General features: G+C 63.3%; 18 protein-coding genes. 12 read left to right on the forward strand and 6 right to left on the reverse strand.

Annotated features, from left to right (window positions below):
- The first annotated feature begins 126 nt into the window (after nt 1-126).
- The 3 genes from MTR72_RS18455 to MTR72_RS18465 all read left to right on the forward strand — a co-directional run bounded on the left by MTR72_RS18455 (nt 127) and on the right by MTR72_RS18465 (nt 5,431).
- Nucleotides 127-3,600 carry an ATP-binding protein gene (locus MTR72_RS18455; protein WP_280969308.1) on the forward strand — a complete coding sequence of 1,158 codons (3,474 nt, stop codon included), beginning with the start codon at nt 127-129 and terminating at the stop codon, nt 3,598-3,600.
- Nucleotides 3,597-4,388, forward strand: a complete 792-nt coding sequence (locus MTR72_RS18460; RefSeq protein ID WP_280969309.1) for a protein-L-isoaspartate O-methyltransferase family protein — start codon at nt 3,597-3,599, stop codon at nt 4,386-4,388. Before MTR72_RS18455 ends, MTR72_RS18460 begins: the two co-directional genes overlap by 4 nt.
- Before the next feature lie 95 nt (nt 4,389-4,483).
- Entirely contained in the window at nt 4,484-5,431 is a 948-nt protein-coding gene (locus MTR72_RS18465; RefSeq protein WP_280969310.1) for a DUF6492 family protein, read from the forward strand.
- A gap of 12 nt (nt 5,432-5,443) precedes the next feature.
- On the opposite strand, the gene MTR72_RS18470 is transcribed toward MTR72_RS18465, so the two are convergent.
- Nucleotides 5,444-6,511, reverse strand: coding sequence for an endo-1,4-beta-xylanase (locus tag MTR72_RS18470; RefSeq protein ID WP_280969311.1), 1,068 nt, complete (start codon nt 6,509-6,511; stop codon nt 5,444-5,446).
- Nucleotides 6,512-6,944: 433 nt separating this feature from the next.
- Between MTR72_RS18470 and MTR72_RS18475 the strand changes: the two genes are divergently transcribed.
- Nucleotides 6,945-8,381, forward strand: a complete 1,437-nt coding sequence (locus MTR72_RS18475; protein WP_280969312.1) for an oligosaccharide flippase family protein — start codon at nt 6,945-6,947, stop codon at nt 8,379-8,381.
- Nucleotides 8,382-8,405: 24 nt separating this feature from the next.
- Here MTR72_RS18475 and MTR72_RS18480 read toward each other — a convergent pair whose 3' ends face one another.
- Nucleotides 8,406-8,903: a GNAT family N-acetyltransferase gene (locus MTR72_RS18480; protein ID WP_280969313.1), complete on the reverse strand. Its 498-nt coding sequence runs from the start codon at nt 8,901-8,903 to the stop codon at nt 8,406-8,408.
- A 325-nt stretch (nt 8,904-9,228) separates the two neighbouring features.
- Here MTR72_RS18480 and MTR72_RS18485 point away from each other — a divergent pair, with 325 nt between their 5' ends.
- The 4 genes from MTR72_RS18485 to MTR72_RS18500 all read left to right on the forward strand — a co-directional run bounded on the left by MTR72_RS18485 (nt 9,229) and on the right by MTR72_RS18500 (nt 13,488).
- On the forward strand, nt 9,229-10,071 hold the full coding sequence (locus tag MTR72_RS18485; protein WP_280969314.1) for a shikimate dehydrogenase: 843 nt from the start codon (nt 9,229-9,231) through the stop codon (nt 10,069-10,071).
- Nucleotides 10,072-10,094: 23 nt separating this feature from the next.
- Nucleotides 10,095-10,943 (forward strand): amidohydrolase family protein, encoded by an 849-nt coding sequence (locus MTR72_RS18490; protein ID WP_280969315.1) that lies wholly within the window; start codon nt 10,095-10,097, stop codon nt 10,941-10,943.
- Nucleotides 10,944-10,967: 24 nt separating this feature from the next.
- A complete protein-coding gene (locus MTR72_RS18495; RefSeq protein WP_280969316.1) occupies nt 10,968-12,122 on the forward strand; it encodes an ABC transporter substrate-binding protein in 1,155 nt (384 codons plus the stop codon).
- A gap of 166 nt (nt 12,123-12,288) precedes the next feature.
- A complete protein-coding gene (locus MTR72_RS18500) occupies nt 12,289-13,488 on the forward strand; it encodes an adenylate/guanylate cyclase domain-containing protein (RefSeq protein ID WP_280969317.1) in 1,200 nt (399 codons plus the stop codon).
- Nucleotides 13,489-13,550: 62 nt separating this feature from the next.
- Here the strand turns inward: MTR72_RS18500 and MTR72_RS18505 are convergent, their stop codons facing one another.
- On the reverse strand, nt 13,551-13,778 hold the full coding sequence (locus tag MTR72_RS18505) for a hypothetical protein (protein ID WP_280969318.1): 228 nt from the start codon (nt 13,776-13,778) through the stop codon (nt 13,551-13,553).
- Nucleotides 13,779-14,294: 516 nt separating this feature from the next.
- A complete protein-coding gene (locus MTR72_RS18510) occupies nt 14,295-14,633 on the reverse strand; it encodes a hypothetical protein (protein WP_280969319.1) in 339 nt (112 codons plus the stop codon).
- Nucleotides 14,634-15,403: 770 nt separating this feature from the next.
- Between MTR72_RS18510 and MTR72_RS18515 the strand changes: the two genes are divergently transcribed.
- The 4 genes from MTR72_RS18515 to MTR72_RS18530 all read left to right on the forward strand — a co-directional run bounded on the left by MTR72_RS18515 (nt 15,404) and on the right by MTR72_RS18530 (nt 22,725).
- Complete coding sequence (locus MTR72_RS18515; RefSeq protein ID WP_280969320.1) at nt 15,404-16,630, forward strand: endo alpha-1,4 polygalactosaminidase; 1,227 nt, start codon at nt 15,404-15,406, stop codon at nt 16,628-16,630.
- 104 nt (nt 16,631-16,734) lie between these two features.
- Complete coding sequence (locus MTR72_RS18520) at nt 16,735-18,798, forward strand: endo alpha-1,4 polygalactosaminidase (RefSeq protein ID WP_280969321.1); 2,064 nt, start codon at nt 16,735-16,737, stop codon at nt 18,796-18,798.
- Between the two features lie 343 nt (nt 18,799-19,141).
- Nucleotides 19,142-20,854 (forward strand): type I secretion system permease/ATPase, encoded by a 1,713-nt coding sequence (locus MTR72_RS18525; RefSeq protein WP_280970906.1) that lies wholly within the window; start codon nt 19,142-19,144, stop codon nt 20,852-20,854.
- A 251-nt stretch (nt 20,855-21,105) separates the two neighbouring features.
- Complete coding sequence (locus MTR72_RS18530; RefSeq protein ID WP_280969322.1) at nt 21,106-22,725, forward strand: HlyD family type I secretion periplasmic adaptor subunit; 1,620 nt, start codon at nt 21,106-21,108, stop codon at nt 22,723-22,725.
- A gap of 30 nt (nt 22,726-22,755) precedes the next feature.
- On the opposite strand, the gene MTR72_RS18535 is transcribed toward MTR72_RS18530, so the two are convergent.
- Together MTR72_RS18535 and MTR72_RS18540 are read right to left on the reverse strand one after the other, a co-directional pair.
- Nucleotides 22,756-23,277 carry a hypothetical protein gene (locus MTR72_RS18535; protein ID WP_280969323.1) on the reverse strand — a complete coding sequence of 174 codons (522 nt, stop codon included), beginning with the start codon at nt 23,275-23,277 and terminating at the stop codon, nt 22,756-22,758.
- Nucleotides 23,278-23,945: 668 nt separating this feature from the next.
- The gene (locus MTR72_RS18540; protein ID WP_280969324.1) at nt 23,946-24,944 is read right to left on the reverse strand and encodes an SIS domain-containing protein; all 999 of its coding nucleotides are present in this window, start codon (nt 24,942-24,944) and stop codon (nt 23,946-23,948) included.
- Nucleotides 24,945-24,953 lie beyond the last annotated feature (9 nt).

Genomic DNA, 24,953 nt, shown 5'->3' on the forward strand with positions numbered 1-24,953 from the left:
TTTGATTGGGCTATTCTTCCAAGAACTTAGGCAATGCGTCCAGTCTGAGGTGAAGTTTAGGCCCCAAAATCTGTGGTTGAGGGGCCTTAAAGCGCTTCGACGGAGTGATGGTCGGGCAGAATCACCATGCTGGAGAACGAGCTGGACAGGGGGACGGAAGGCGCCTTGAAGCGTTGGCTCGAAGACGTTGGTCTCGGCCACTACAACGATCTTTTCGTACAGCACCGCCTCGATCTCGACGTCATGGGCGACCTGACCGAGGCCGATCTGGCCGAGCTTGGACTGCCGCTCGGCGATCGCAAGCGGCTGCAGCGGGCGATGACGGCTCTGTTTCAGGCCGAAACGGCCGAGAAGCCGGGTGCGGCGGCGGGTCCGCAGGCTAGGGCCGAAGTCGGCGCCGAGCGGCGCCAGCTCACCACCATGTTCTGCGACATGGTGGATTCCACCTCGCTCTCTGCCCAGTTCGATCCGGAAGACGTGCGCGATATGATCGCGAGCTTCCGCGAGACCTGCGTCCGCGTGGTGAAGCATTACGAAGGCTTTGCCGCCCGCTTCGTCGGCGATGGTATCCTGGTCTACTTCGGCTATCCGACCGCGCATGAGGACGACGCCGAACGCGCGGTGCGCGCCGGGCTCGAGATCGTGCGGGTACTCTCGACCGCGCGCGCGATCGAGCCGCGCGGCGCACTCAGCCATGCGCCCGCCGTTCGCATCGGCATCGCGACCGGCCTCGTCGTGGTCGGCGACCTCGTTGGCCAGGGTACCGAGGAGCGCGACTCCGCGGTGGGAGAAACAGTCAATCTTGCCGCGCGGCTGCAAGGTCTGGCGCCGTCCAACGGCGTGGTGATCTCTTCGTCGACGCAATCGCTGCTGAAGGGGAAATTCGACTACCGCAATCTCGGCGTCCATGCGCTGAAGGGCATCTCGGAAAAGACTCAGGCCTGGCATGTGGTGCGCGCATCGCGGGTGGAGACCCGTTTTGCCGCCGTCATGGGCACGCGGCTGACCCCGCTCGTCAATCGCGAGGAGGAGATCGCACTGCTGATGGGGCGCTGGCAACAGGTCAAGGACGGCGACGGCCAGGTCGTGGTCAAGTTCGGCGAACCCGGCATCGGCAAGTCGCGCATCGTGCAGGAGATCTTCGAACGGATTTCAGGCGACCGGCACGGACACGTCTCGTTCCAGTGCTCGCCCTATCACACCTCGACCGCATTCTATCCTTTCATCGAGCAGCTCAAATTCTCCCTCGGCCTCGACCGCGAGGACACGTCCGGCGCGACGGTGACGAACCTCGAGTCCGCGATCGCCGCCGCCCATGGCGATGTCGAGCAGGTGACGCCGCTTTTGGCCGCACTGCTGTCGATTCCCACGGCAGACCGCTATTCGCCGCTCGATCTGTCGCCGCAGCAGCAGAAGGACGCGACCGTCGCGGCGCTGGTCAATCATCTCTTGGGCCTCGCGCGCGACATGCCGCTGGTGATCGCCCTCGAGGACTTGCACTGGATCGATCCGACCTCCCGCGAGGTCGTCGATCTCCTCGTCGACCGCGCACAGAACCGGCCGATCCTCGTCATCATCACGGCGCGTTCCGAATTCCAGCCGAGCTGGAACGCGCATTCGCACATCACCACGCTGGTACTGAACCGCCTGAGCCGGCCGCTGCGCGCGACCATGGTCGAGCGCGTCGCCGGCCGGGAGCTTCCCAAGGAGGTGGTCGAGGAGATCATCGTCAAGACCGACGGCGTGCCGCTGTTCCTGGAGGAGCTGACCAAGACCGTTCTCGAATCCAACGTGCTGACCGAGCGTCACGGCCGCTACGTGCTGTCGGGCCCGTGGCGCCAGCTCGCGATCCCCGCCACGTTGACGGACTCGCTGATGGCGCGCCTCGACCGCATGGGGCCGTTCAAGCGGATCGCGCAGATCGGCGCCACCATCGGCCGCGAATTCTCCTATGAGACGCTTCACGCGGTCGCCAACACGCCGGCCGATCAGATCGAGGCGGCGCTCAATCACCTGGAAGGGGCAGGGCTGATCGTGCGGCGTGGTCATCCGCCGGATGCGCTCTACTCGTTCAAGCACGTGATGATCCAGAATGCCGCGCATGCGAGCCTGTTGCACAGCGAGCGGCGCAAGCTGCATTCCAGCATCGCCCACGTGCTCGCCGAGATGTATCCGGAGAAGGCCGAGCGCGAGCCTGAGCTTCTCGCCCACCATCTGACCGAGTCCGGGCAGAGCGAGGGCGCGGCGAGCTTCTGGCTCAAGGCCGGCAAGCGGGCGGCCAAGAGCGGCGCCAATCTGGAGGCGATCGGCCATCTGCGCCGCGGCCTCGGCGTCATCCAGGCCAATCCACGCATGCAGGGCGCCGACGAGATGGAGCTCGAGCTGCGCATCGCGCTCGGCAACGCGCTGATCGCGGCCAAGGGCTATGCCGTGCAGGAGGTCGAGGAGAACTACATCCGCGCGCTCGAGCTCGGCCAGCAGCTCGACGACGAGGAGAACACCTTTGCCGCCACCCGCGGGCTCTGGGTCTGCCATTTCATCCGCGCCGACCTCACCCGCGCGCATGATCTCAGCGTCGAGCTGTTGAAATTCGCCAAACGCGAGCGGCTGAACGAGCGGGCGAAGCCGGCGCAGCAGACCGGCTATCTCATCGAGGCGCATCGCGCGATCGCGATGACCATGCTGTATCGCGGGCGCTTTGCCGCCTCGCAGCATCACCTGCACCGCTGCATCAACCTCTACAGCCCCGACCTGCACTCCGACCTGATGGAGCGGCATGGCACCGATCCCGGTGTCGTCTCGCTGTCCTATCTCGGTTACCTCTTGTGGTTCCTCGGTCGCCCCGATGCGGCGCGCCAGCACAGCGAGCAGGCGATCGCGAATGCGGAGAAGATTCGCCATCCCTTCACGTTGGCCTTCGCCCTCGTGTTCGGCGCCTATCTCTGCCAGCACTTGCGCGACGTCGAGGGCACGCGCGACCACGCCAACCGCGCCATGATCATCGCGACCGAGCACAATTTCCTGCACTGGAAGCAGCAGGCGGCGATCCTGCGCGGCTGGGCGCTGACCCAGCTCGGCGAGGCCGACGAGGGGCTGAGCCAGATGCGCTTCGGTCTCGACGAATATGAGGCGATGGACTCCTGGCTCGCGGGCTGCTGGTTCCGCTGCCTGCTCGCGGAAGCCTATGCCAAGGTCGGCCTGCGTGATGCCGCCTTGCGCGCCCTGGATGGCGCACTCGCGACCGCAAGACGAACCGGCGATCATTCTTATCTCGCCGAGGTCTATCGCCTGCAGGGCGAGATCACCCTGTCGGATGGCAGCACGGCCTCGCTCCAGGAGGCGGAAGATCTGTTCGGCCTGGCGCTCGAGACCGCGCGCAAGCAGGGCGCGTTGTCCTGGGAGCTTCGGACCGCCGTGAGCCTCGCGCGCCTGTCGCTGGACGCCGGCAGACGCGAACATGCGTCCCTCCTGCTCACCCCGATCGTCGGCAAGTTCAGCGAGGGTTTCCTCACGCCGGACCTGAAGCAGGCGATGCAGCTCGTGAACGAGCTCGGCGCGGACGCGTCCGCCGGCCGTCACCACGCTGACCTGGTGAGATGAGCGACCTCGCGGCGGCGCGTGCGCGTTACGTCGAGCTGATTGCGCGGCGCGAGCGGATTTCATCGCCGCGCCTGCTCGAGGCGCTCACGACCGTGCCGCGGGAGGACTTTCTGCCGCGGGGGCCATGGCGCATCAAAAGCGCGGCGGCGCGCAGCTATCGGCTGACGCCGGACACCGACCCCGTCCATCTCTATGACGACGTGCTGGTGGCGATCGATGCGCGCCGCAAACTCGATACCGGCCTGCCGAGCCTGTGGGCACATTTCATCGACGTGCTCGATGTCAGGCCCAAGCAGCGCGTGGTGCAGGTTGGTTGCGGGCTCGGCTATTATTCTGCCGTGCTGTCGAGGATGGTGGGCCCGAAAGGCGAGGTGCGTGCGATCGAATGCGACGAGCGGTTGGCGCGGCGCGCCGCTGGCCGTCTCGCGCCGTATCGCAATGTCGATGTTTTCCATGGCGACGGATGTGCCGATATTGGCGGCCCGGCGGATGTGATCATCGTGCATGCGGGCTTCTCGCATCCACAGCCGATATGGCTGCAGTCGCTCCGTCCGCGCGGCCGGCTTCTTGTGCCGTTGACCCAAAGGGACCGCGAAGGGGCCGTCATCAGGATCACGCGGAAGGCGAGGGGTTTCGAGGCCGAGGCGGTCCAGCAGATCCGGATCTTTCCCGGCCACGGCCGCGGCACGACCACGCTCGATGATCGCGTTGCCGACTGGTGGGAGCGGGCTTCATCACTGGCGCCGCTGCGCTTTCGCGGCCTCGCGCAGGGGCTGCCGTCGGAATAGTCCTTTGTTTCGCTTTACCTTGATTCGGGATGTGAGTTTCCATCGCTTCCCCGGGCGGGTATGGGTGCGGCTTGATGGCCATCCGAGCGCGCTCCATGCATTCTGTTGCACTGCTGACCGCCAGCTATGCCAAGGATATCGAACGCTTCTCGCTGCTCAGCGAGAGCATCGATACCTGGTTGACGGGGTACACGCGGCATTATGTTCTCGTTAACGATGAGGACGTTCCGCTGTTCGAGCGGTTCGGTTCCGACAAGCGCGTCATCGTTCCGGCCTCGCACTACTTGCCGAAATGGCTCTGGGCGCTGCCGCCGGCTCTTCAGTTCGGCAATCGGCGGGTCTGGGTTTCGCTGCTCTCTTCGCCGGTGCATGGCTGGCACATCCAGCAGATCCTCAAGATCGCCGGCGTCCTTCACGCGCCCGAGCAGCGCGTCTGCATTCTGGACTCGGACAATCTGTTCTTCCGCGAATTCGACATCGGCCAATATGCCGGGGCTGAGAAGACGCCGCTCTTCGTGACCCCGAGGGCGATCAGCGCCGACGCACCGCTGCACGGTCTGTGGTTGCGCACCAACGACCAGCTCCTCGGCGTGAAGGAGCGGCCCTTTCCGGCGGACGACTATGTCGGAAACGCGCTGGTCTGGGACAGGGACACCGTTCGCGCGATGACCGCCGCCATCAAGTCGGCGACGGGGAAGAACTGGATTCTGGCGCTGTGCCGGAAGAAGAAGTTCTCCGAATATCTGCTCTATGGCCATTTCGTCGCGAGTTCGCCGGAGCATCTGGCGACGCATCGGGCCACCGAGGACAGCATCGTCGTGCCGCACTGGGACGACACCCGCCTCGATCGCGCGGCGATCGAAGCGATGATGCGCGCTGCATCCCCCGAGCAGGCCGCGCTCTGCATCCAGTCCTATTCGTCGACCCCAGTCGACGAGATCCGCGAGGTGTTCCGGCTGCACTCGCGCGACCGGCGCAGCCCGAGCCTGTCTCCCGATCACATGGAGGACATGGCCGAATTCGAGAAGCCGAAGGCGCGCTAGAAGCGAACCGGCTCAGGCGGCGTTCGTGAATTTCGTGATGACGTCCATGAACGGCTTCGGCTTGAATTCGCCGTCGAGCGGCAACGGGCGGTTCGGCTGCTTGTCCTTGCGGGCGAACGTGCCGTTGATCCAGCTATAGCGGTCCGAGATCCCCCAGGTCAGGATCGAGCGCACCGGACCGCTGGTCGAGATCGCGCTGAGGAGATCATCGACACGCTTGGCGACGATGCCATCGCGCGCGGCCGGATCGCCCGTCAGCTTCTGGTCATCGACGTCGAGCTCGGTGACGAGGACTTGGAGACCCCACGACCGCAGCTCGGTGACGAACTCGGCAAGGCCATGCGTGTCGATCTCGAGCTCGGCATGCAGATGCGACTGAAGGCCGACGGCGTGCAGCGGCACGCCCTGATCGAGCAGATCCATGATGAGATGGCGGAAGGCGGCGCGCTTGGCGATGAAGCTGTCCTTGGCGGACTCGATGTCGTATTCGTTGATCGCGAGCTTCACATAGGGATCGGCCGCCGCCGCCGTGCGGAAAGCCAGCGGGATCCAGCGGTCGCCGAGATTCTGCGACCAGAACGAGTCACGCCTGTCAGTGACCTTCTTCGGATTGTCGGGGATCGGTTCGTTGACGACGTCCCACGACGTCAGCTTGTCCTTGTAATAGGAGACGACGGTCGCGATGTGATCGACGTAGGCGCGCTCGACGCCCTTCGCATCCTTGATCTGCTTGGTCCAGTCCGGAATGTCGTGATACCAGGCGAGCGCGTGGCCGCGCATCGTCAGATCGTTCTGCCTCGCAAAATCCAGGATCGCATCGGCGCGTTCGAAGGCGAAGGTGTGCGCATTCGGCCGCAGCATCGGCCATTTCAGTTCGAGCACCGGCACAACCTGCGTGCAATAGGTGCTGATCGCCTCGCCGAGCCGCGGATCGGCTTGCAAATCCCACAGCGTGGCCGCGGCGCCATAGCCCGGGCGGCGCTGGGTGAGCTTGGATGCCGGTGCGGCGGACGCAGATGCGCCCGCCGCGAGTGTTGCGGCGCTGCCGAGAAGGAATGCGCGTCTGTCGAGCTTGATCACGTGGCGACGTTCCTTTTGGAACTAACACGTCATCGTACCAAGCAAGGCGTTGCGACGCTGAGGTTTCCAGCGGGTGAGTTAACTTTCGCCGGACGAGATGTCCGCTCGTCTCTTCTCCTGGGACCCGCCGGCACCAGGGAAGCGTAAGCGCCGCCATTCGGCAGGGAGGCCGGGTTCGCCCGTCAGTCACGCCGACGCATTGGAGCAAGCCGGGCGACGTTTCGAAATCATGGATTTCTTTCGGTGATCGCGGCGGTCCGGACAGGGCAAATTTAACACTAACGCGCAAAATCCGCTTCGCTGCGCCATTCGCGATCCGATTTGCAGACTTATGTGACTATCTTTGCCGATGCTGCGGCGCAATCCGTTCGCCACACCAAGGTCCAACTGCTTAACGATCCATTAATCAGGCCGCCAACGGTCCCGTGCTCGCATGCTGAACCGCCATTTCTCGATCTACCTTGCGGCCTATGTGCTGCCCGCCGCGGTCGGCTTCTTCGCAATCACCGCATACACGCGGCTTCTGAGCCCGGCCGAGTACGGCGTCTACGTCGTCGGCATCAGCATCGCCAGCATTCTCGGCGCGATCTTCTTTGCCTGGATCAAATTGTCGGTGTCCCGCTATCAGGCCATGTCGGCGGAGGTGGATTTTCGCGGCACGGCGATGGTCGGCTTTGCGCTGACGGTTGCCGTGCTCTGCGCCACGGCGCCGCTCGTCCTCCTGTTCCGCAGCGACGTCAGTGTCGAATTGCTGCTTGCCAGCATGTTCGTCGCGATCATGGCGAATGCGGTCGACGTCGGCCAGGAGTTCGAACGCGCCAAATTGCGGCCCTATCGGTTCGCTGCCATCGCGATCGTACGCAGTATCTCGAGCGTCGGCTTTGGCCTCTTGGGAATCTGGCTCGGCTGGGGCGGCATGGGTCTGCTCGCGGCGTTCGGTTTGGGCTCGCTGACCGGGATCATTCTGAATCTGGCGGGCGATCGGACCAGGATCGCGCGCTTTCAGCGCTCTCAGTTCATGCAATTGGCGCGCTATGGCCTGCCGCTGACGCTCGCCGGCCTCTCGGTCGCGCTCTACTCGACCTGCGACCGGCTCATCGTCGCCTATCTGCTCGGCAAGGACGCCGCCGGCATCTTCGGTGTCGCCGCCGATCTGCCGCGCCAGTTCATGGTCATGATCGCCTCCAGCGTCGCCGCGGCGACCGTGCCGCTGGTGTTCCGGTCGCTATCCGAGAAGAGCGATGCGGCAACCCGGGAGCGGCTAACCGAGAGCCTCGAACTCCTGCTCGTCGTGGTCGCGCCCGTCGCGGTCTGGCTCGCGCTGACGGCGGACCAGGTCGCCGGCACGCTCGTCGGCGTCGATTTCCGCGCCGGCGTGTCGGCGCTGCTGCCGATGCTGGTGCTCGCCCGGTTCTTCGGCATCGCCAATCAGTTCTACGTCCAGATCAGCTTCCAGCTTGCCGAGCGGCCCTTCATGCTGGCGGCGCAATCCTTCCTCACGCTGGTCGTGAGCGTGCTCTTGATGTTCGCGTTGGTCGCGGGCTACGGCATTTACGGTGCGGCGCTCGCGACGTTCGCGACCGAGGCCATCGGCTTCCTCGTCGCGGTCGTCCTGATGCGCCGCGCCTATCCCGTGCCTTTCGATCTCAACCGGCTCGCCGGCGTCGCGGCTTCAGCGGCGGCGATGGCCGCCGCGATCCTGCTTGCGCGATCGCAGGTCGCGGGCACTGGTCTCCTGTCGCTCATCATCGTGAGCCTCGCGGGTGGCTTAGCTTATGCCGCGACGGCATGGCTCCTCAACGTCGCCAATGTGCGGACGCTCTCGCTGCGCGTCTTGCGCACTTTCAATCGGAAGGCGCTGGGCGTGTAGCTGCGGTCGTGCCGCTCAGTAGTCTCATCGATCCGACATTTGGCCCGACCCAACATCGAGCCTGCAAGTCCGCTGCAGGATGTTGAGCCGTTTGCGGCCGTAGCCGCGTTCGATGACTCGCCACCCGAGCGCTTCATAGAAATGAGTGACCGGGTCGGCCGCGTTCAGATAGATGGCGGAGTGACCAAGCTTGCTCGCATGAGCTTCAACGGCGCGGACGAGCGCCACGCCAAACCCACGGCCCCTATAGGCCGGCTTGACGAACAGCGCACCAAGATACGGCCGGTATGACGGCCGGTCTTCCGCTTCGGTCTCATGCAGCGCAACCGACCCGGCGAGCTCTCCCTCCGCGATGAGGACAAAGGTCGTCGGAAATCCCTCCGCACCGAGATGAGTGTTCAGCCAGGACTCGATGTCTTCGACCGGCGTGCTCGTCCCCGCCCACCATTGACGATGGATCCAATCGGCGACGGTGGCCAGATATTGCGGTTGCTCCCGCAGCGAAAACAGCTCGTAGGTCATGGACGCGCAAATTGAGTGAGAGAAGGTGAGCTTGGTGCCCGTATGTACAGCAGGAACTGAATATCGCAACGTCACTTCGGAAGGACTGCTTCGTGCCAACTCGGCGTTTGCCAGACTCGGGGTCAAAGCGCTTAGCCCTCGTTTCCGAATCCCGTTCCCCTCCGCGCCGGTCCCCCGAGATTCAGATTGCGTCCGATGGCCATTCCGCCTAATAGAATTGGACAAATGACCAAATAAGATGGTCGGGTACCGAAAGGTGCCGTCGTGGAGGAAAGCCGCCGCGCCGCGAATTCGGTGTGCCGGGTTTCGAGGATGGAAGCGCAGCATGCCGCAGGCGGATGGATTTGGACTGGCGGGTGTGATCGGAATGCCGGTCGCGCATTCGCGCTCGCCGGTAATTCATAATTTCTGGCTGAAGGCGCACGATATCCGCGGCACCTATCTGCCGCTCGCGGTCAAGCCGGAGCGGCTCGAGGATGCGCTGGACGGGCTGATCGCGCTCGGTTTCCGCGGCTGCAACGTCACCATGCCGCACAAGCAGACGGCGATGCCGCTGCTCGACCGTGTCAACGAGACCGCGCGGCGCATCGGCGCCGTCAATACCATCGTCGTCGAGGACGACGGCACGCTCTCCGGCTTCAACAATGACGGCAATGGCTTTGTGCAAAGCCTGCGCGATGCGCGCGCCGGGTGGCGCGGCGATGCGGGGCCGATCCTGCTGCTAGGGGCGGGCGGCGCGAGTCGGGCGGTCGTCGTCGCGTTGCTGGAGAACGGCGCGCGCGAGATCCGCATTGCCAATCGCACGGCGGAGAAGGCGCAGGCGATCGCACAGGAGTTCGGCCCCGCCGTCAGCGCCGTTGGTTGGGACGACCGCGGCGCCGCGCTTGCCGATGTCGCGCTGCTCGTCAACTGCACCGATCGTGGCATGATCGGCAAGGACGCGCTCGAGATCGACCTGTCGCGGCTGAATCCCGCGACGCTCGTCGCTGATCTCATCTACACGCCGCTCGAAACGCCGTTCCTGGCTGAGGCCCGTGCGCGCGGCTGTGTGACCGTGAACGGGCTCGGCCTTCTGCTCAACCAGGCGCGTCTCGCCTTCAAGGCCTGGTTCGGCGTCATGCCTGACGTGACGCCCGAGCTGATCAAGGCCATCGAGGCGACCTTCTGATTACGCGAGGGGAGTTTTGCGCCATGACCCTGCCGGCGTGCCCCAAGATCGACTGCCACATCCACGCCATCGATCCCCTGCGCTTTCCCTACGAGGCTGATACGCCATACCGGCCGAGCGGGCAGGAGATCGCACCGGCGGCGCAGCTCATCCGCGTGTTCGACGTCTTTGATGTCCGCCACGCACTTATCGTGGCAACTAACACCGGCTACGGCAGCGACAGCAGCATTCTGCTGGATACACTGAAGCAGGGCGGCGGCCGCTTCAGGGGCGTCGCGGTCGTCGACAACGACGTCGACATCGACGAACTCGCGCGGCTGAAGGCGGCCGGCGTGATCGGCGTTGCCTTCAACGTGCCGTTCCACGGCGCCGACTACTATCGCAGTACGGCACCGCTCCTTGAGAAGCTGGTCCTGCTCGACCTGTTCCTGCAGATCCAGGTCGAGCAGGACCAGTTGCTCGACCTGCTGCCGCTGATCGAAAAATCGGACGTGCGTCTTGTCATCGATCATTGCGGGCGTCCCTCGATTGCGCAGGGGCTGACGGGCAGGGCCTTCCAGGCGCTGCTGGCGATCGGCCGCGGGCGCGACGCGCACATCAAATTGTCCGGTTACTACAAGTTTTCAGAGCAGCCGCACCCTTATGAGGACGCCTGGCCGTTCGTTGCCGCCCTCGTCGAGGCCTTCACGCTCGACCGCTGTGTCTGGGGCTCCGACTATCCGTTCCTGCGTGCGCCCGAGCGGCTCGACTATGGGCCGCTGCTCGCTGTGCTGACAACGCTGTTTCCAGATGCCGACGACCTGCACCGCCTCTTGTGGCGAACGCCAGCGAGACTGCTCGGCGTCGAAGGCGCAGCGGATCAACCAGGATAAGAGACAACAAAGCGGAGGGAGTTCATGAGGCATCTCGCAAAGCCGGTCGGCATCGCGATCGCGGCATCCATCTGGGCGGGCGCGGCCTGTGCCCAGACCACGGTTTACATTCCCGACGTGGTCGAGCTATCCGGCCCCGGCGCGGTGTCGGGCACCAATTGGCGCGACGGCGTCGCGCTCGCGGTCGACGAGATCAACAATGCCGGCGGCATTTTGGGCCGCAAGATCCAGACCGAACATCTCGACACCCAGAGCAATCCCGGCATCTCGCGTGCGCAGGTGCAGAAGGTTTTGGACAAGGATCCCTATGTCGTGCTCGGGCCGATCTACTCCGGCTCAGTCAAGGTCAACATGGCGCTGACGCAAGCGGCGGAGATCCCGCAGATCGTCGGCGCGGAAGCGGCGGACATCACCACGCAGGGCAACCCCTGGGTGTTCCGCACCGCCTTCGGCCAGCAGTTCTCCATGCCGAAGATCGCCAACTACCTCCACGACCAGCTCAAGGTGAAATCGGTCGCGGTGGTCTGGGTCAACAATGATTTCGGCAAGGGCGGCCGCGACAACTTCGTGAAAGAGATGAAGGCGCGCAGCATCGAGATCGCAGCCGACATCTCCACCGAGCAGGGCCAGGTCGATTTCGGCTCCGATGTCATCAAGCTGAAGAACGCCAAGGCCGACGCGGTTTTCGTCTACACCAACGAGGAGGAAAGCGCGCGCTTCCTGATCGAGGCGAAACGGCAAGGCCTGTCGACGCCGCTGTTTGGCGAGACCACGCTTCTGAGCCAGAAGGTCGTCGAGCTCGCCGGCCCCGCCGCCAATGGCGTGCGCGGCCATGTCGGCCTCAGCGCCGATGCGCCGGTGCCGGCGATCCAGGAATTCGCCAAGAAGTTCAGCGCACGCTACAAATACTGGCCCGACCACAACGGCATCAAGGGTTACACCGCCGTCTATCTCGTCAAATACGTCACCGAGAAGATCGGTAAGTTCGACAGCAAGGCGTTTGGCGCGGCGATGAAAGGCCTGACGCTGACGCCCGACAAGGCACCTGGCATGTTGATGGAGGCAAGCTGGGACCAGAACGGCGACATCGACCGCGCCAGTTTTTTGGCCGAGATCGTCGACGGCAAGCAGAAGATCGTCGAGACGCTGCCGAAGCTGAAGGGCGGTAAGGGGGAATGAAGGGCCCGCGCGCAATCACGCTTTAGATCTCGTCGGGCGCGGTGGCGGTGCTCGGGTCGATCCACATCGTCGGCTAAGCGGCAATCGTCCGGCAGGCTAGGTTGACGCCGTCGGGCGGGAACACGATATATCTCGTCGGATGCAGTTCGCCGCCCAGAGGCAGAGTATGAAAGCGCCGCCAGACATCGAAACCCTCTCCACGCATTACGACAGCGACGTCGTGCAGTGGCTGACCAACGAAACGCGCGACGAGCGCTTCCTCGATAACATCTTTGCCGAGATGTGTATCCGGCTCCAGCGCTCGGGGATTCCCGTCAAGCGGGCAACGCTTCACATCCTGATCCACCATCCGCAATGGCTTGGCGCCCGGATGATGTGGTCCGACGGGATGCGCGAGGCGGAGATCGCGAGGGTTGATTACGACGTTCGGGAGCGATCCGAATACATCGGCAGCTCCGCCAACGAGATTCTCGATGGTGCGGTCGAGGTGCGCGAGAACCTCGAACTGGATCCGTCACTCGGCCGCCAGCACGCGCTCTACGACGAGATGCGGGCAAAAGGCCTGACTGATTACGTGGCCTGGCCGCTCTACCATACGCTCGGCAAGCGCCACATCGTGACCTTTGCGACCGACCGTGCCGGCGGCTTTGACGATGCGCATATTGCCGGCCTGAAGAGGCTGTTGCCGGTCCTGGCGCTGGTCAGCGAAATCCGCGTCAAAAACCGGTTGGCGCGTACCCTGTTGGAGACCTATGTCGGGCCTCATGCCGGCGAGCTCATCCTGGCCGGCGCCACCAGGCGCGGCAGCGGGACGACGGTGCGCGCCGCGATCATGATCTGCGACTTGCGCGATTTCACGCGGATCTCGGATAGCTGGCCACGCGACGACGTCATTGATCTCCTGAACGATTATTTCGACGCGATGTCGGAGCCGATTGCGCGGCATGGCGGCGAGATCCTGAAATTCATCGGCGACGGCATGCTCGCGATTTTTCCGCTCAGTGAACCCCAAGCTTGCGCAAACCTGCTGCATGCCGTGACCGAGGCGCGGCAAGCCATGGCGGCCCTGAACGAGAGGAACCGCGGCATCGGCCGCGCGCCGATGAATTACGGCATCGGCGTCCACGTCGGCGACGTCATGTACGGCAATATCGGCTCGCGCACACGGCTCGACTTCACCGTCATAGGTCCGGCCGTCAACATGGCCTCGCGCCTGGAAGCCCTGACCAAGCAATTGGGAAAGACGGTGCTGCTGTCGCGCGCGTTCGCCGACCTCGTCGAACGCGACTTCGCGCTGGAGCACGTCGGCGAATATGAAGTGCGCGGCTTCAGCGAGCCGATCGAGCTATTCGCATACAACGGCTGAAGTAGCGCTGCGCGGAGTGGGCTCCGCGCAGGCTCGAAACGTACCCTCATTCAGTAAAGGGGTCAGTCGCAGACCCGCCTGCGGACCACGACGTCCTCGCCGAAGCGATTGGTACGATGGCTGATGATGGTCCGACAGTCGGATCCGTAATCACGGTCGTAGTAGTGATACCGGTCAGGACCGACGTAGACACCGCCCGGTCCGACGCCGAACTCAACGGCATTGGCCGCCGTCATTGTTCCGGCCGCGAGCATCAGCAACGTGGTAACTGTCAGGATAAATGTTTTCATGGCGTTCAACTCCTCCTGAAGAGTGTGCCCATCGACTCAAAGAGCCGGAGGCGCATCTGTTCCGTCAGGGAAGGTTCGCCGGGAGTATTTTGTGATGGAACGCTATCGCGGAACTCCGGTGCCCGCGCGAGACGTTCAAGCAGGGAATGACAGCGTGTGCGCAAGGGCGGGCAGGACCTTTGATTGCGCACGATCTCCGCACAAACGCCTGGCGTTCCTTACGAGGAACACTGCTACGCGCCAGAGCGCGCCCTCTTGCGTGCCTTACTGTCGGCTTTCGGAAACGGCTCGGTGAGCCGCATCAGGATCTTGGTCATGCCGAGTGCATCCGGAAGCTGGCCGCGCTTCATGATTCGTTGCAGATCGATGCGGTCGTGCCGATCTCGGCTGCCATGCTTCGAAGTGTCTGGCCACGCTTCTCCTGCAATGCCGCAAGCGCAAGGCCAAGGCGGGATACGACGGGAGCCTAGTCGAGCGCGTTCAGCTCGTCATGGGATGCTGCTGGTTTCCGAAGAATCAGGTCTCAAGCTCAGGTCTCGTCCGCTTCGCGTTGCCGTCAGGAGCCTTCGAGCTCCGCGGCTTTGAGTGTCGCTTGCTGACGAGTCCTTTGGCCGCGTTGAGGGCTTCGAGCAGAGGCGGAGTCACGGACTCGACGATGGTCAGCGCGGCCGAAATGATGGCGTGACGGAAGGAGAGCTTATCGTCTTCCTCAGGCGGACCGGCGCGCCGATTGATCGCTACGGGCAACAGGCCGCCCGGGCCGCGCGACGACGGCTTGCGCGCCGGCATCATGACCACGACGAACAGGGCATTCAGCAACAGCCAGATGCCCAGGATTATAAGAAACGTCCGCATCAAAAATCCGCAAAACTACGGGGCGAGGTAGAACAGGTGGAGTTTGCAGTATGCTTTAGGTGGCCGTCACAATTGTCCGCGCCGTGACTTAACGCAAGTTAAAAATCGCAACCTCATTCGGAAAGGCAAAATCCCACCATCGCGGTGCGCCGGGGCGCCCGCCCACTTCAGTCCGCGGCGGCGGAGAGGCTCCTCTTGAAGCCGCTCCGCACGTTGCTCCGCGGCATGTCCCGTCGGTCAATGTCTGCGGCTTCGAAGCTTGCTCGTCTTGCCAAGCTCGACCGCGCGATCCTCGGCTCACGATCGGCATGATCAACGCGGCGCACACGAACAAGAATATCTTGGTCAGTGCTTCGGATGGGAGCGCGCGCAACGCTTCGGTTCTTCAGCATCGAAGCGACTGCGCTGTCGCGCGGACGTCGAAGCGCGTCGATTAAGCAAGGGCGAAGCCGCAACGAGATCGCCTCGTACGCTGTAGTGGAATACAGTCCTTCAGAGCGCGTGAGCGACAGCAAGATAAGAAGATCATCCTATTCCGTCGGCGCTGTTGCGCGCCAACGAAACGGCGTTGACGGTATCGTGCTGCTGACGGCTACAAAGACAACCGCACGAATGTAATGCTCGCTGAGGTTGATACTCAAATAGTATCAATAAAGCGCTCCAAAGCCGCTCCAAGCTGGCCCCCAACTTTTCCCGAAGCGACCTTCATTCGGCCTCGTTTGTTTTCGAGCAAGACGCTCGGGAATGAGCAATGTATAGGGGATATGGAAATGACAGTTACCGCAGACTACGTGCTGCAAGGGGTGGATCCCGCGAAGATCGCAGCAGCACCGTTCGATGTTCAGGTGGTCGAAACCACGAATGATTCCGGTGAGCCGTTCACGGCGTCCCAGGTTTCGCAGATGAAGAGCGGCGGCAGCCAGGTGCTCGGCTATTTCAGTCTTGGAGAGGCCGAGAGTTACCGCGACTATTTCAGCACGCTCCCGAAATCGGTCATCGGTCCTCAGGATCCGGACTGGCCGGGCGATTACCAGGTCGCCTACTGGACGCCGGAATGGAAGGCGGTTGCGGAGAAGGCCATCGATCAGATGGTCTCTGCCGGCTACAACGGCATCTATTTCGACGTGGTCGACGAATTCTATACCTCGTGGGCGAAGAGCCACGATCCGAATGCCGAACAGGACATGGTCGACCTCGTCGTCTCGCTCAAGCAGTACGCGGAATCGAAGGATCCAGGCTTCAAGGTGTGGGTCAACGGCGCCGAAGAGCTGCTCAGTCACAGCAACTACGTGAATGCCATCGACGGCATGTTCAAGGAGGAGGTGTACTACACCGACAGCGGCCAGAAGCAGCCTGTCTCGGAGACGCAGTACACGGTCGAAAACCTGCAAAAGGCCGTCGCTGCCGGCAAGCCGGTCGTGGACATCGAATATGTGAGCGGGGCGACCAAGATCGCGGATGTTCACGCGCAGGCCGAGCATGACGGTCTCGGATCCTATATCGGACATCTCGATCTCAACGGGATTGATTACGACGGCGTTCTTGCGGGCCAGACAGTGCATCCGATCGACGGATCGACCGGCGGCACCACCGGTGGCACGACTGGCAGCACCACTGGCGGTACGACCGGCGACACCGGCGGCACGACTGGAGGCACCACTGGCACCGCTGGCAGCACGACCGGCGACGCCGGTGGCACGACCGGCGGCAACACTGGCAGCACGACCGGTGGCACCACGGGCGGTACGGCTGGCGGTACCTCTGGCGGCACGACCGGAGACACCACGGGTGGCACGACCGGCGGCACCACTGGCGGTACGACCGGTGATACCAGCGGCACGACCGGAGGTACCACCGGCGGCACGGACGGCTGGCACACGGGGAATCACAATCACTGGCACTACGCGTCCAACGACTCGACGACGAGCGCGCCGGATACCTCCCATCAGACTCACGATTGGCATCAGTCGTTCTCGAACTTCTGGCATCACCACTAAGTATCTAAGGGCTGCATCCCGACAGAGCCGTCGTTTGACGGTCTGTCGGGATCAAGCGTTCATAAGCAAGACCTCGGGAAGAACATTGTGAGGGGGGATTGGAAATGACAGTTACTGCAGATTATGTGCTGCAAGGGGTGGATCCGGCGAAGATCGCGGCTGCGCCGTTCGATGTCCAGGTGGTCGAAACCGAGAATGATTCCGGTGTGCCGTTTACGAAGGCGCAGGTCTCGCTGATGAAGAGCGGCGGCAGTCAGGTGCTCGGCTATTTCAATCTTGGAGAGGCCGAGAATTACCGCGACTATTTCAGCGCGCTGTCGAAGTCGATCGTCGGTCCCGAGGACCCGGACTGGCCGGGCAATTTCAATGTCGCCTACTGGACGCCGGAGTGGAAGTCGGTTGCGCAGAAGGCCATCGATCAGATGATCTCCGCCGGCTACAACGGCATCTATTTCGACGTGGTTGACGAGTTCTATTCGTCCTGGGCGAAGAGCCACGATCCGAATGCCGAACAGGACATGGTCAACCTCGTCGTATCGCTCAAGCAATACGCGGTGTCGAAGGATCCAAACTTCAAGGTGTGGGTCAATGGCGCCGAAGAGCTCCTCGATCACGCCAACTACGTGAGTGCCATCGACGGCATGTTCAAGGAGGAGGTGTACTACACGGACAGCGGTAAGAAGCAATCTGTTTCGGAGGCGAAGCACACCGTCGAGAATCTTCAGAAGGCGGTCGATGCCGGCAAGCCGGTCGTGGTCATCGAGTATGTGAGCGGAGCGACCAAGATCGCGGACGTCCATGCGCTGGCCGCGCATGATGGCCTCGGATCCTATATCGGACATCTCGATCTCAACGGGATCGATTACGACGGCGTTCTTCCCGGTCAGACGGTTCATCCGATCGGCGGATCGACGGGTGGTACGACCGGTGGCGCCGGCGGTTCGACCGGGGGCAGCACCGGTGGCACGGGCGGATCGACGGGTGGCGCGACCGGCGGTACCGGCGGTTCGACTGGAGGCACCGGAGGCACGAGCGATGGCTCGAACTCGGGCCACTCGCAGGGGCCGATCACGGCGAATTACGTTCTGCAGGGCGTGGATCCCGCGAAGGTCGCGAAGGCACCGTTTGATGTTCAAGTGGTCGAAACGGAGAATGATTCAGGTGTGCCGTTTACCGCGTCCCAGGTGTCGCTGATGAAGAGCGGCGGCAGCCAGGTGCTCGGCTATTTCAATCTTGGCGAGGCCGAGAACTACCGGGACTACTTCAGCACGCTGTCGAAGTCGATCGTCGGCCCTGAGGATCGGAACTGGCCGGGCAACTTCCATGTCGCCTACTGGACGCCTGAGTGGAAGGCGGTCGCGCAGAAGGCCATCGATCAGATGATCTCTGCCGGCTACGACGGCATCTACTTCGATGTGGTCGACGAGTTCTATTCGTCATGGGCAAAGAAACACGATCCGCATGCCGAACAGGACATGGTCGATCTCGTCGTGTCGCTCAAGCAGTACGCGGTGTCGAAGGATCCGGACTTCAAGGTGTGGGTCAACGGCGCCGAAGAGCTGCTCGATCACACCAACTACCTGAACGCCATCGACGGCATGTTCAAGGAGGAGGTGTACTATACTGACAGCGGCAAGAAGCAGCCTCTGGCAGAGACGCAGTACACACTTGAAAATCTCCAGAAGGCGGTCGATGCCGGCAAGCCGGTCGTGGCCATCGAATATGTGAGCGGGGCGAGCAAGATCGCGGACGTTCATACCAAAGCCAGCCATGACGGCATCGGGTCTTATGTCGCGCATCTCGATCTCGACGGGATCGACTACGACGGCGTTCTGCCCGGTCAGACCGTGCATTCGCTCGGAACAACGACCAGTTCTGCGTCGACGAGCCTGAAGATGGCGACCAGTACGACGACCACCGCGCCGACGACACAGGCCACGGCGGCGGCCGTCGCGCAGCCGACCACGTCCAGCAACGCTGCCACGGACGGCAGCACGAAGACCGGTGGCGTGACCGAGACTCAATCGGCACCTCAAGGCGATTGGTGGCACAAGTTCGACAAGGCTGCCGCCGCGAACAGTACTGCCGGGACGACGACACAAGTCGCGACAGACTGGATTGCGGATCAGACTCAGGACCTGCATCACCATTTCTCGCACTCGTGGTGAGGCCAATCCTGGGCCGTCACTTGGACGGCACGGCCCGAAGGGCTGAAGTTCCGGACTTCTATGGAGCCTCTGCCTCATCGAGGCAGAGGGGGGAGCGACGGCCGTCTACCCCTTTGGGGGTAGACGGTCGCTGTTCGCAGACACGTGAAAGCCTCAATGCTGCCAGGAATTGGTCCGCATTGACCATCAGGGAACCTTGGAATGATCGTACGGGGGGACTGCAACCAATGAGAGTTGCTTCGTTCAGATGGGCATGATGCCGTCCTTCAATTTGAAGGAGGCGCTGTCGACGCCGGCTGCGGATGATCCCGTCGGCGCGAGCCTCCGCGCGAGCGCGCGACGAATGGTGGGCATCGCCGGCTTCAGCGGCGTCGTCAACGTCCTGATGCTGTCGGGCTCGCTGTACATGCTGCAGGTCTACGACCGGGTGATTCCGAGCCGCAACCTCGCGACCCTGCTCGGCCTGTCGCTGATGGTATTGTTCGCTTATCTGGTCCAGGGTTATTTCGAGGCTTTGCGCTCGCGCATGCTGTGCCGGGTGGCGACGCTGTTCGACGTCGGCCTGCAGGAGTCCATTCACACAGCGCTCGCCACGCTGCCGCTCCGCGGCGCAAGCCCGATGCTGCTGCAGCAGCCTTTGCGTGATCTCGATCAGGTCCGCGGATTCATGTCGGGAATGGGACCGACAGCGTTTCTGGACATGCCTTGGATTCCGATCTTCCTGATCGGACTGTTCCTGTTCCATCCCGCGATCGGCTTGACGGCGGTGGTGGGAATGATCGCGATCATCGCGATGACCCTTCTGACGGAACGGCTCTCGCGCGGTGCGACCAAGATCGCAATGGACCTGAGCGCTCGCCGGCAGGTGCTGGCCGACGCCACGCAACGCAATGCGGAGGTCATCCAGGCGCTCGGCATGACCGATCGATTCACGGCGCGCTGGTCGCAGACCAACGAGCGGTATCTGCGCGAGAACATCCGGGCCACCGACATCTATGCCAATCTCGGATCGGGCGCGAAGCTCCTGCGCTACGTGCTGCAATCAGGCATGCTGGGGATCGGCGCCTATCTCGTGGTGATGGACAAAGCCTCCGGCGGCATCATGATCGCCTCGTCGATCATGATGGGACGCGCGCTGGCGCCGGTCGAGCTTGCGCTCGGCACCTGGAAGCAACTGCTTGGCGCGCGCCAGAGCATCGTCCGGCTGCGTGACATCTGCAAGGTGACGGCAAGGCCGCCGGCTCCGCCGGTCGCGCTGCCGCGTCCCCGTCGCGAGCTCGTGGTGGAGAATCTCTCCGTCGCGGCGCCGGGCATGAACAAGCCCATCGTCTCCAATATCTCGTTCTCGCTGAAGGCCGGGATGGGGCTGGCGCTGCTCGGCGCCAGTGCGTCCGGCAAGACCTCGCTGTCGAAAGCGCTGGTCGGAATCTGGCCGGCTGCGCAGGGCGTCGTGCGGCTCGACGGAGCGGCGATCGACCAATGGGGCAGCGCGGAGCTCGGCCGCCACATCGGCTACCTGCCGCAGGACGTGTCGCTGCTCGATGGCACGGTGGCCGAGAACATCTGCCGGTTCGACGAGAAGGCGACGTCGGAGGCGATCCTGAAGGCCGCGCGGATTGCCGGCGTGCACGACATGATCCTGCGCCTGCCGCAGGGATACGCGACGCGCATCGGTCAGGGCGGCATGTCGCTGTCCGCAGGCCAGCGCCAGCGGATCGGCCTTGCGCGCGCGGTCTACGGCGACCCGTTCCTGATCGTGCTCGATGAGCCCAATGCGAACCTCGACACCGACGGCGAGAATTCGCTGGGTGGTGCCATTCACACACTGCGTCGCAACGGCAGCATCGTGATCGTCATATCGCATCGTCCAAGCGCCCTTGCCGTGCTGGACATGGCGATGGTGCTGTTTGAAGGGAAGACGATCGCGTTCGGGACGTGCGAGGAGATCTTTGCACGGATCGAGGCGGGAGCGGGCAAGCCAGGTGCCGCGATCCATCCGGCTGCAGCACGGACCGTCCGCGCGATGCGTCGCGCCGCGATTACCGAGAACGCCTGATCATGCCGCCGACAGTCACAACAGGACAATCCGAAGAAACCGCCCCGCGTGAGACCCGCGCGCCAAATCCGGATTCACACGGACCGCAGGGCGCCGCCCTGGTTCTCGAGCTGCAGCGTCTGAGCCGTGCCTTTGACGACAAGATCCGCCAGCATCGCGCTGGTTCGCACGGACCGCGGCCGCCGTCCGATGCATCAGTGCGATCCTCCGATCCCCAGCCGGGCAAGAGGAAACGCAGGAGAAGGAGCAGGTTGGGGCGCGTCATCGACTTCTGTCTGGTCCAGTTCGGATTGAAGTCCCCGGCCGCCGAGGAAGGCATCGCGCGGGATGAGATTCCGATTGCGCCGCATCAAGCAGGCCACAGCCTGGTCTCTCATCATGCGTTGGCGATGGATCTGACGAAACCCGCGCCCGCGATCGGGATTCCGCAACTGAAGCTTTCACCTTCGCTCACTCCGGCGAAGACCGTCGAGCGCCTGCTGCGCGTTGGTGGCACGAGCCTAGTCGCGGGAGCGTCATTCCTGCTCGGCCGCAATCGTCATGACGGCGCGATTGATGCCGCCGATGCCAGCCTGGTGGTGCGTGCCGGCCGGTCGTATGAGAACGAGCTGCGGACCGGCCTTCGGGTTCTGCTCATCGTCGCCATCCTCGGCGGCGGCTGGCTTGCGCTGGCTCCGCTCGCCGGCGCCGTCGTGGTGCCCGGCAATCTCGTCGTGCAATCCAACGTCAAATCGATTCAGCATCCGACCGGCGGCGTGGTTGCGGAAATCAAGGTCGCAGACGGCGCGCGGGTCGCAGCAGGCGATCTCTTGCTGCGGCTTGACGCCACCCAGGTGCAGGCCAGCCTTCAGATCGTCAACAAGCAGCTCGACGAGGCCCGCGCGCGGATTGCGCGGCTGATCGCCGAGCGCGATGGCCTCGCTCAGGTTGAATTTCCCGCCGTATTGACGGCGCGCGCGGGTGACGCTGATGTCCGCGGCCTGCTGAACTCGGAGACCTCCTTGTTCAAGGCCCGGTCGGAGGGGCGCGCGAGCCAGAAGAATCTCTTGCAGAGCAAGATCGCCCAGCTCAGCCAGGAAGCCTCGGGGCTGGAGGCCCAGGTCGCTTCCAAGGTAAAGCAGCTCGATCTGATCGCCGGCGAGCTCACGGGCGTGCAGGATCTCTACGACAAGCGCCTGGTGCCGCTGGCGCGCCTGACGACGTTGCAGCGCGAGACTGCCCGGATCGAAGGCGAGCGCGGGCAATTGATATCCTCGATCGCTGAGACAAAGTCGAAGGTCGATGAGAATCAGCTCCAGATCGCCAGGCTCGATCAGGACTTCCGCACCGACGTGGTCAAAGAGCTTGGCGAGACGCAGGGCAAGGAAGCCGAACTCATCCAGCGCGGCGTCTCCGCCCAGGATCAACTCGACCGCATCGAGCTGCGCGCGCCGACGTCGGGCACGATCCACCAGCTTTCCGTCCATACGATCGGCGGCGTGATCCGTCCCGGCGACGTCATCATGCAGCTCGTCCCCGACGCGGACGATCTGCTTGTCGAAGCGAAGCTGCAACCGCATGACATCGACCAGGTCCGCCCAGGGCAGCAGGCGTTCGTCCGCTTTTCAGCCTTCAACCAGCGGACCACGCCGCAGCTCGCCGGCACGGTGTCGCTGATATCGGCCGACATCAGCCACGACTCTCAGACCAATGCGTCCTATTACTCGGTCCGGGTCGTGCTGCCCGATGACGAGCGTCGCCGACTCGGCGGCCTGCAACTCGTCCCGGGCATGCCTGCCGAAGTCTTCATGCAGACCGGCAGCCGCACGATGATGAGCTATCTGCTCAAGCCCATCACCGAGCAATTCAATCGGGCTTTCGTCGAGCGATAGCGGTTCCGGGATTTGGTCGCAGCGACGCGCTTAGATGGCGTCGCTGCTCTCCCGCGCTGCTTCTCCGTCCGGATCCCTGTCGCCATAGAGATAATCGCCGAGATAATAGATCCCGGTGAAGGCGACGAGCCCGAGCCCGGCCAGCACGAATTTGGTCCAATCGGAAAAATTGAACGCAATGGCGTCCTGAAGCAGATCAGCGAGCATCAATTGTCCCCATCGATCCCCAGCAGCCCATAGGGATCTTAGATTGCGATATTGCGCAAGATCAACACGGAACTCAGTTGCGGGCTTCTTCCATTCCGAAGTTAACTTTTGTTGTTGCTTGTGAGCCTTATGAATGCCGGTCGGGCCTTGCCTGTTCGAGGCGCTCGCGTTCGGGACTTCGAATTCGAAAAAGAAGCGCTGCCGGGCTCGAAATACGCGTCCCGGCAGCGTTCTGTTCTCTAACTGGGCGCTGAAATCCCAGTTGGTTTCGATTGTGCAGTGGTCATGCCACAGGCTTGTGACAAGATTTCGAGCACGCCGAATGCAGATCGGTCCCAATTCCATTGGTTGAGGGAAGGCCCCACCGGGGCTGGCGTTGGCAGGGCCTCCACCCCAAGCACGAGGCCGCAAATAGTCCCTCCTGCGACCCCGTCCCAAGATGACACTCTGCGCATGATTGCGCGATCTTGTCTGAACGATTGTCACGACAAAATCCTGACTGAGATCAGATTAGGCCACTCGGGATTCAAAAAAGTGGGACGCCCGGATCGGCAATTGCAGTCCATTGCCATTTTCTCCCGGATTCATTTTTCCGAATAGTGTCCGGAAGTGCACATTCGCCGCGGCAGGACAACGAATTCAAGAAGGTGGTGCGTAGGAACGAACGTTGTGGTGGTGGATTGGCACCCGTATCAGCCAGGAGTTATCGATATGAAGGTTGCAAAAATCGCCTTAGCCGCCGCATTCATTTTCGGATCAATCGCTGCAGCGTCGGCGCAAGGCGCGGGCGATGGTGGGGGGGCTGGGTCTGGAGGCGGCGGAAATTCTCCGGCCGCGGCAAGCGGCCAGGGCGCATCGAGCAGCCCGAGGTCGGCGAACCCGGGCGCCACGAGGAATGATCCGAAAATGAGGAGTGGTTCGAGGGCGAGGCGCTGATCCGCTAACGGTTTGCTGCGTTCTGGCGAGGTCGGTTTTGTACCACTTTCGGCCGTCAGCCAGCGTTTCGTCGGCTGTCAAAACGTCTCGGTAATCTTGCTCAGGCGTGGCGGACGATCCGGGTCAAATCCGCAGGCGCGTGCCGTCTGCTCGATCATCCGATAGGCAGGAACGAGCATCGTGATCGGGTCGGTGGAGGGGTCATCCTCGGTGAGCCAGGGCAGCGAGCCATGTGGCCCGCCGCAGAGATGCAGCGCGATCTTTTGCTCGCGCAATTCTTCTGCCAGCGCGTCCACCGTAGACGCCGTCTCATCCATGAGGCGCATCATGACAACCGGCGTGCGCGACGATAGCGCGGCGCGCGGCCCATGCTGTAGCTCGGCAGCGCTCAGGCCAATGGAAGGCAGGCGCAGGATTTCCGAAAGCTTGAGTGCGATTTCCCGCGCCGAGCCCAGACCCAGGCCCCGCGCCGCCACAAATACGGCCGACGCCTTGGCGAGATCACCGGCAATCTCGGACCAGTCGAGCGCCAGCGCGCGCTGCAGACGCTCGGGGAGCCTGTCGAGGGCCGATCGCAGCGCATGATCTTCCGCCAGCTCGGCAACAAGTCCTGCACCGGCGGCCATCGAGCCGATCACGGTCTTGGTCGCCGCGACCGAGTGCTCTTGGCCGGCTTCGATCGGAACGACGAACTCCGCTTCATCAGCCACCGGCGACGAGGTTGCGTTGACGATGGCGATGGTGCGGGCGCCCGCGGCGCGCGCAGACCGGGTCGCCGCGACGAGATCCGGGCTGCGCCCGGATTGCGAGATCACGATGAACAGCGCATGGCGCAGCATCAGGGGCGTGCGAAACGCCGTGATCACTGAAGGAGCGCTCGCCGACACGGGGAGGCGCAGCCGCGTCTCGACAAGGTATCTCAAGAAAACCCCGGCATGCCCGGAGCTTCCCCGGCCGCACACGACGCACAAGGGAGCGGAGCCAATCCCAATTCGCTGAGCGATGTCACGCGTGGCGGGGCGGCTGCGAACAATGTTGGCGACAACATCCGCGCTTTCGCCGATTTCGCTCGCCATCGCAGATGT

This window comes from Bradyrhizobium sp. ISRA442 (genome assembly GCF_038085055.1).
Classification (GTDB): Bacteria; Pseudomonadota; Alphaproteobacteria; order Rhizobiales; family Xanthobacteraceae; genus Bradyrhizobium.